This is a genomic window from Zymomonas sp. (assembly GCF_020216885.1).
Classification (GTDB): Bacteria; Pseudomonadota; Alphaproteobacteria; order Sphingomonadales; family Sphingomonadaceae; genus Zymomonas.
In genome coordinates this window covers 1-6333 of sequence record NZ_JAIWON010000158.1, presented here as the reverse complement: position 1 = coordinate 6333, position 6333 = coordinate 1, and the positions used below count along the sequence as shown (strand labels likewise).

Genomic DNA, 6333 nt, shown 5'->3' with positions numbered 1-6333 from the left:
CTCGAGCGAAAATTATGATGCCGTTGTCCTTGATCTCGGTTTGCCCGAAGTCGATGGTCTGACCGTTCTTGATCGTTGGCGCAAAGAAGGCCGAGAAATGCCGGTTCTGGTTCTGACTGCGCGAGATAGCTGGTCTGATAAAGTAGCGGGTCTTGATGCCGGTGCCGATGATTATCTGACCAAGCCCTTCCAGACCGAAGAATTGATTGCCCGTTTGCGGGCTTTGATCCGACGGGCTTCCGGTAATGCGTCTTCTGAATTGACGGCAGGTGATGTCCGACTTGATACCCGTTCTGGCAAAGTGACTTTGGCCGGTGAGCCTGTCAAATTGACGGCGCAGGAATATAAGCTGCTTTCCTATTTGATGCATCATAAAGGCAAAGTTGTCAGTCGCACCGAAATGATCGAGCATATTTACGATCAGGATTTTGATCGTGATTCCAATACGATTGAAGTCTTTGTAACCCGTATTCGTAAGAAATTGGGGCAGGATGTTATCACGACTATTCGTGGTTTGGGTTATGCTTTGAACGACCCAGAGGATCGGAATAACGGCTGATTATGGCTTCCGCTTCTTCCCCTAGCGGTGGCCGAAAGCGTTTTTTTAGTCGTTTCTTTCGCCGGAAAAAAATCGAAAAAAGCGGAAATCCAATCGGAGAAAATAACAGTCAGGAGCCGGTAATACGACCTACCGGTTCTTTGACCCGCCGGTTGATTGCTATTTCGGCTTTGTGGATATTTATCCTGTTATCGGGCGGTGGCGTGACCTTGGATCGAGTGCTGACCCAAGCCGTCACCGATAATTTTGACAGCCAGCTTGATTATGTTTTGGCTGCGATGATCGCCTCATCTGAAATTGACCCCGAAGGCGCCGTTCGACTGAATAGGCCTTTGGGTGACCAGCGTTTTTTGGAAGCCCATAGCGGGCTTTATTTTCAGGTTAGCGGTAGCGGATATGAAAGATTTCCGTCCCCTTCGCTTTGGGATCGCTCGCTTGAAGTCAATCCGATGCCTAAAGGGCAATTGGTGCGGACATATGATAGCGACGAATTTTCTGATGGCACTTTGCGGGTGATGGAACGAGATGTTCGCTTACCCGGTTCGTCTGTTCTTTGGCGGTTCCAAGTTGCTGAAATCCGCACCTCTTTAGACAATCAGATCAAAAAATTACGCCATACCCTCGTGAAAGCCTTTTTGATTTTAGGCACGGGGTTGATTGTTATTACCGTTTTACAGGTGACGATCGGATTATGGCCGCTTAGGAAATTAAGGCGCGAGATTAGTGCTGTCCGTAATGGTCAGGCCTCGCGTATTCATGACCGGATGCCAAATGAAGTTGCCCCTTTGATTGAAGAATTGAACGCTTTGTTGTCTCATAACGAGCGGCAAGCCGAAGAGGCTCGACGACATGCCGGTAATCTGGCACATGCCTTAAAAACGCCGTTAACGGTTGTGACCAATGAGGCGAATGCTAATAGCGATACCTTGAAAGAAGTTGTTTTGCGGGAAGTGATGACCATGCGGCGGCATGTCGATCATCATTTGGCGCGAGCGCGGGCTATCGGACGGCGGGGCAATGCTCAAAGCCAAGCAGAGGTATGGCCTGCTTTACTGGCAGTAGAACGCGCGGTTACTCGGCTTTATCCTCATGCAACAATTGATCTTGCCGGAGTTAAAGACGCGGTTGTCAGAATAGAAAGACAAGATCTGGACGAGATCTTAGGAAATCTTATAGAAAATGCGGCTAAATATGGTCAGGGACGCGTTTTTGTTACGGTAGAAAAACAGGGTAAGCAGGTTGAAATCCTGATTGAAGATGATGGTGCTGGTATTCCTGAAAATCTCCGTGGGCAGCTGTTTAAACGCGGTGCGCGTTTGGATACAGATAAACCCGGAACTGGATTGGGTTTGGCCATTGTTCGCGATGTAGTAGAAATTTATGGTGGCGGTGTTACTTTGGAGGAAAGTGAAGATTTGGGCGGTCTCTTTGTCCGTTTAGCTTTGCCATCAGTGCATTAAATCTACGGGTCGATGGGATAGGCATAAGGGGTTTTGTATAGCCCCGCTATTTGTCCGTTCTGATGGACAAGACAATATTTTGAAACGGTATCTTTCTGCTCTCTTGGTTTTTCTGTGGCATTGACGTGCTTTAGATTGAGGGCATGTGAAGTCATAGATTTCTGATATTGTTTTCCATCCCTTTGAGGGGATCTTGTTGGGGAGAAAAGGTCTGTCCGATTTCGGAAATGTAAGGCTGGCATGTCATGATGTGAGTTGCTTGAGAGGCGACCGCTTACTGTTTACCCATTTGTCCTTTAACGTGAAGGCGGGAGAGGCCGTTTTAATAACAGGTGCCAATGGTATCGGGAAAAGCAGCCTTTTGCGTCTGCTGGCCGGTTTTTTAAAACCTTTTTCGGGTTATATCGAAAAAGACGGACAGATAGCTTTTTCTGACGAGGCTCTGGCACTTGATCGGCATTTGTCTTTACAGCAAGCCTTGGCTTATTGGGCAGCTTTGGATGGTGTTTCTGGCGCGGAAAAAGAAGCGATGGCGGTGATGGCTCTTGATAAATTGGCGGATTCACCTGTGCGTTTGCTTTCGACTGGACAACGTAAAAGAGCTGTGTTGGCGCGTTTGTTGGCAAGCCATGCGGCTATCTGGTTGTTGGATGAGCCAGCAAACGGGCTGGATGCGGTTTCTGTTAGGGCTTTGATCGAAATGATAGAACATCATCGCCAAAAGGGCGGAATTGTTCTGGCTGTTAGTCATCAAGGACTTGATATGACTGACTATAAAACCTTGTCTTTGGAAAATTTCGTAGCGGATTCTAGCCAGTCACCAGCCTTCTTTGACCTTTTGGATGAAAGTCATTTCTCGTGATCCGGCTTGTTTTATTAATTCGTCGGGATTGCTCAATTTTGATCGGGGCAGGGGGCTTTCTACCTGTCTTGTTTTTTTTATTGGTTGCTGTTTTATTCCCTTTCGCCGTAGGTAGTGACCCCATAATTTTATCGCGCACTGGTAGCGGAATATTATGGGTTGCAGCTCTGTTGGCTTCTTTATTGCCCATTGATCGTTTGATTATTCCCGATATCGAAAATGGCTTTTTCGATCATTATTCGGTGAGGGGTATTAGTGAAGAATGGGTAGCGATTGCGCGTATTATTGCCCATTGGTTGAGCTTTGCGCTTCCCCTGATGATCGCTTTGTTGCCGGCATCAGCTTTATTGTCTTTGGATTGGCCAATTTTTTGGAAATTGGAAGCCGGGTTTTTATTGGCCACGCCTGGCCTAGCCTCTTTGGGGGTTATGATTTCTGCTTTGACGGCAAGGATAAAGTCAGGAAGTGGATTAGCTGCTTTACTTGTATTACCTTTGGCGGTGCCGCTACTCATTTTTGGGGCGGGAGCTGTTGATGGTCATCAACCTGGGGCATTTCTATTATTGGCAGCTTGTTCGTTGTTTCTGCTCGCTGTCGCGCCTTTTGTTATCGGCGCGGCTTTGCGTGTCGGACAAGATGGGTGAAAATCCTACTGTATCGATTTGAGGCAGGCTTTGTGGTTTATAAAGTCAAGATAGAGGTCAGCTTTATCGACAATAGACAATCCGATGATTGTGGCTAATCGAGATGTATTATCTTCTATAACTATTTCTTTTTTTTGTCCGTAATCCATATTATCGATAGATAAATTACCTTGATCAAAATAAATCTCGTATTTTAGTTCTTTTCTATTCGGATTTGGTCTTACTTCGAAAGATTTTTCTTTCTCTTGTGACGTAAATTCTGGTTTATAAGTTAATAGATTGTAAAGGCTATCCTCTCGAGTAAAGTCAACTACGGCTAAACGCGAGTGTCCTTGCCATGTAATCGGGTATTGGAGCGATTGGAAATCGCCACCGAATGCACTACCAAGGTGAATATCTTGTTGACAGTTACAATTGATATCCTTGCCAAAGGTCATCTGCTGTTTGTCTATTTTGATTTTTCCCAGTTTTTGAAGAACCATCAGCCCGAGATAGGGTTGGCTGACATCAGCGAGAAGAACAGGAACATTTTTTAAAACGGCTTTTCCGATTTTGATTTCATCAACAATGCCTAGATCGCCACTAAAAAATTCAGAAGCTCCATTCGTTGCTCGATCGAGATGCCCGACGATATGGACATGGGGAGAATGACGCCACTCTTCTGGTAATTTGCTAATAGCGGCACAAGTTTCCAAAAAGAAAGGGATGTCCTTTCCGTTTAGGGATGCTGTTATATGGGGGATGTGGTTAGCACTCCGCCTATGTTTTTCCTTTAAATCCATGTCAAATTGCAGTGGAATGCTTTGTTGGTGATTTATCCCAGTAACCTTGAAGGGAGGGATTGAATTCGGGGAGACCGACAACCGACCCATTTCGGCATCGGTAAGAGAGAATTCTTCTAACCCTGCTATTTTTCGGATGGGTGGGTAATAGACGTTTCTGATAAAGTCGAGGGTTTTGCCCCAAGCCTTGAGATTGCCATCCAAAAAGTAATTACCCACCAATGTTTGTTTGGATATTATGCCGACACCACTGATGGGCGGAAGTGGATCAATCATATCAGATTTTTGAAAAAAAGTATTTATATCAAGTAGTTTATTAGCGTTTTGATAGTCACCTTTAACGCGAAGTTTGTTTATTTCAGCAAATTTTTGAACAGAGCGACTGTCGCTTAAATCTTTGGCCACTTTGTCAATAAGTAGGTCGTCTCCCTCCGATAATCCCTTTAGCATTTCATCACCGCCCGATCGCAATTCCATACCATTTTTTAGATCTTCGGGTCTGTATTGCTTAAGAAATTCAATCAGTTTTGGTGAAATAAGAGGTTTTTCAGCCTCCAAAGGCGGTAAGAGAAGGGCGTTTAGAAAAAATGGATAGAGAAGAAAACGGTATTTTTTAGGCATGATGGGTTCTCGGTAAAGCGGGTTATTTTAGTTATAATTTCCCCCCTACTCTGTTTTATTTTGGTGTATGCGAAATGTCCGAAGTGTTCTGTTTGAGGCAGGCCTTGTGATTGATGAAGTCGATATAGAGGTCAGCTTTTTCGAGGATTGTGACAGTTATGAGCTTAGAGGGGATACGCGAGCGCGCCTTCTCGACGAATTTTTGTTTTTTACCATAGTCGATACCGTCGATGGAAAGATTCCCCTCTTCTAAATAGGCGCGGGCAGTTATTTTTTCGCCTTCAATCTCGTCGCTAATTTCGAAGGATTGCTTTTCTTCTTCTGTCGTAAAATCAGGTTGAAAAGTCATAAGGCTAAAGCGCGCATCTGTCTGACTGGGATCAACGGCCGCTAGTTCGGTCTTTCCTTGCCATGTGATGGGATATCTTAGCATATAAAAACTGCCGCTAAAGCTACTGCCCAAATGGATATCTTGTTGACAGTTACAATCAATATTCTTTCCGAAAGTGAAACGCTGTCTGTTGATTTGTATTTTGCCTAATTTTTGGAGAATTGTCAGGCCAAGAGAAGCCTCTTTTGTGTTCGTGAAAAGAAAGGGAACATTTTTTAGAATAGTATTCCCGATTTTAAGCTCATCAACGATTCCGAGGTCGCCATTAAAAGCCTCGCCACGTCCATTACCTGCTTTTTCTATATGTCCAACAATGTGAATATGAGGCGATTGACTTAATTCTTTAGGTAGTTTGCCAATAGCCGTATCGGTTTCCAAAAAGAAAGGTGTTTTTTTCCTATTTAGAGTCGCAGTGAGAGAGGGACTATTCAAAGTTCTGCAACAGTCTTTAGAGGTAGGTTCTCGGTATTCTAGTGACAGTGTCTGCGGATGGTTTATTCCGATGACGATGAAGGGCGGTATTGAGTTCGGTGCAACTGACAGACTGCCCATTTTAACATCTGCAAGAGAGAATTGTTCGAGGCCAGCAAATTTTCGAAGGGGGGGGTAATAGGTATTTTTGATATTGTCGATTTTTCTACCCCAAGCGGCTAAGTTACCTTCGAGAAAGTAGTTTCCGGCTAGGAGTTGGTCGCAGACCATGGCAGAAAGATTGATGGAAGAAATAGGCGGTTCGCCAGCTTCTCTGAAAAAAGTTTTGTGGCAAATAGAAAGCTGTTTATTCGCCTCTTTGAAGTCACCTCTTATCCGTAAGATTTCTATGCTGGCAAATTTTTTGGCGAAATTTTCTATTCTAGAGTCGTGACCCATTTTCTGAAGACGGATGCCATCACCTTCAAAAAGGGCATCTGCAGATTCATCTCCGCCAGGCAATAGTTTAAGCCCTTCTTGTAGAGCCTGAGGCGGTTGCTGTTTAAGTAAATTAACCAATTTCGGAGAGGGAAGTTTCCCTTT

The 6333-nt window shown here is 44.7% G+C and carries 6 protein-coding genes; 4 read left to right on the top strand and 2 right to left on the bottom strand.

Annotation, left to right across the window (positions count from 1 at the left end):
* The 4 genes from LDL18_RS08430 to LDL18_RS08415 form a co-directional block, all read left to right on the top strand.
* Nucleotides 1-559, top strand: a 559-nt coding sequence (locus tag LDL18_RS08430) for a response regulator transcription factor (RefSeq protein WP_296508695.1), incomplete at its 5' end; no start/stop codon positions are given.
* A gap of 2 nt (nucleotides 560-561) precedes the next feature.
* Nucleotides 562-2019, top strand: a complete 1458-nt coding sequence (locus LDL18_RS08425; RefSeq protein WP_296508693.1) for a HAMP domain-containing sensor histidine kinase — start codon at nucleotides 562-564, stop codon at nucleotides 2017-2019.
* Nucleotides 2020-2215: 196 nt separating this feature from the next.
* Nucleotides 2216-2881, top strand: coding sequence for a heme ABC exporter ATP-binding protein CcmA (gene ccmA / locus LDL18_RS08420; RefSeq protein ID WP_296508691.1), 666 nt, complete (start codon nucleotides 2216-2218; stop codon nucleotides 2879-2881).
* The gene (locus LDL18_RS08415) at nucleotides 2878-3525 is read left to right on the top strand and encodes a heme exporter protein CcmB (RefSeq protein WP_296508689.1); all 648 of its coding nucleotides are present in this window, start codon (nucleotides 2878-2880) and stop codon (nucleotides 3523-3525) included. Before ccmA ends, LDL18_RS08415 begins: the two co-directional genes overlap by 4 nt.
* A gap of 5 nt (nucleotides 3526-3530) precedes the next feature.
* Here LDL18_RS08415 and LDL18_RS08410 read toward each other — a convergent pair whose 3' ends face one another.
* Nucleotides 3531-4928: a retropepsin-like aspartic protease gene (locus LDL18_RS08410; RefSeq protein WP_296508687.1), complete on the bottom strand. Its 1398-nt coding sequence runs from the start codon at nucleotides 4926-4928 to the stop codon at nucleotides 3531-3533.
* A 55-nt stretch (nucleotides 4929-4983) separates the two neighbouring features.
* The coding region (locus LDL18_RS08405) for a hypothetical protein (RefSeq protein WP_296508681.1) at nucleotides 4984-6333 on the bottom strand (1350 nt) is incomplete at its 5' end.